We start from the raw sequence: 1,110 nt of genomic DNA, 5'->3' as shown, positions 1-1,110 counted from the left end.
ACCATCCCGGGCGACTTCAACCGCGTCAGCGTGGCCGAGGTCGAGAAACTGGCCGGCGGCGACGCCTCCGGACGCGTGCAAAGGTAGTCGTCGGCATTTCGCTTTCGTTTGACGAAATCAGTATGGCCGCACCGTATCGGGGCGGCCATTCCGTTTCCTTGTTTTGACCTTATTTGGATCATTCATCGCTTTGAGTAATTAGAAGCGGCCTTTACGCCATCGACCGCTCGGCGAAATGTCTGGTTTGACCAGCGGCTTCCCCACGTCACCCGGTAGGGGCCTCAGGCTTCGATCGCTACGCTCCTTGCGGTATTGTCACGTTAATGGGTGAACGCGACGGTCGTTTGGATATCGACGATGGTTACGTCGGTATCGCCATATTTCGCCATTGCCACCAAGAGAAACAGCTTGCGATATTTTCGCGAGATGAGATGGCGCTGGGTGTTGAAGTGATTGTAGGCGGCGATGTGGACAGAGAGAAATCGTTGAGCCGTGACAGCCGACTTGTGGCCGCCGTGCTGTCGCGGCCTCGGGTGAGACGGTTGCTGTCGAGAGAGCACTTCAGTGTCGACGGCACGCTGATCGAGGCGTGGGCGTCGATGAAGAGCTTCAAGCCGAAGGGATCGCAAGGATGACGGCGGCGGATATAGCTGTCCCCCTGCTTGCTCGTCAAGGGAATGCCTGCAAGGCGTGGGAGATCAACCTGCTCGAACACAAGCCAGCGAGAGTCGTAACGGTGGCTCTCGCCAACAAAACAGCGCGGATCGCGTGGGCCGTCCTTGCCCGCAATGAATGTTACACGGCTCCAGCCGCGTAGAAATTATTTTCCCGCCGGACGATCGTTCCTGGCCGGGATGGACAAGGGGCTGAGTAGTGATAACGAACCGGTCGAACTGGGGGTCGGGAAAACCCTTGGGGCCCGTGCGCCTTCAAGCGCGTTGGAGTGATTTGGGACCTGACCCGCGGACTTCTGGACTGCACCCTTTGCCTGAGAGCCTGACTCGAAACTCGGATTACGCATGACGCGGAGATCCCATCCGGCGAAGCATGAGGCGGATCGAAGCGATGAAGATCCACGCCTCAGCGCTGGCGATGGTGGCCTCAAAGTCC

1 protein-coding gene and 1 pseudogene are annotated in these 1,110 nt (G+C 58.6%); both read left to right on the top strand.

Going from position 1 to position 1,110, the window contains the following annotated elements; all coding sequences use genetic code 11:
• Positions 1–323: 323 nt before the first annotated feature.
• A complete protein-coding gene (locus tag ODR01_RS25380; protein ID WP_449441463.1) occupies positions 324–635 on the top strand; it encodes a hypothetical protein in 312 nt (103 codons plus the stop codon).
• Between the two features lie 56 nt (positions 636–691).
• Positions 692–817: pseudogene (locus ODR01_RS25195) on the top strand (IS110 family transposase); the annotation flags it as partial.
• Positions 818–1,110 lie beyond the last annotated feature (293 nt).

Source organism: Shumkonia mesophila (assembly GCF_026163695.1).
In the GTDB taxonomy this organism is placed as follows: Bacteria; Pseudomonadota; Alphaproteobacteria; order Rhodospirillales; family Shumkoniaceae; genus Shumkonia; species Shumkonia mesophila.
The sequence above is the reverse complement of the archived record's forward strand: the minus strand, read 5'-3'. Positions and strand labels throughout refer to the sequence as shown.

Coding starts and splice junctions, on each gene's coding strand:
- ODR01_RS25380 (WP_449441463.1), top strand. CDS start 324: ATGGGTGAACGCGACGGTCGTTTGGATATCGACGATGGTTACGTCGGT.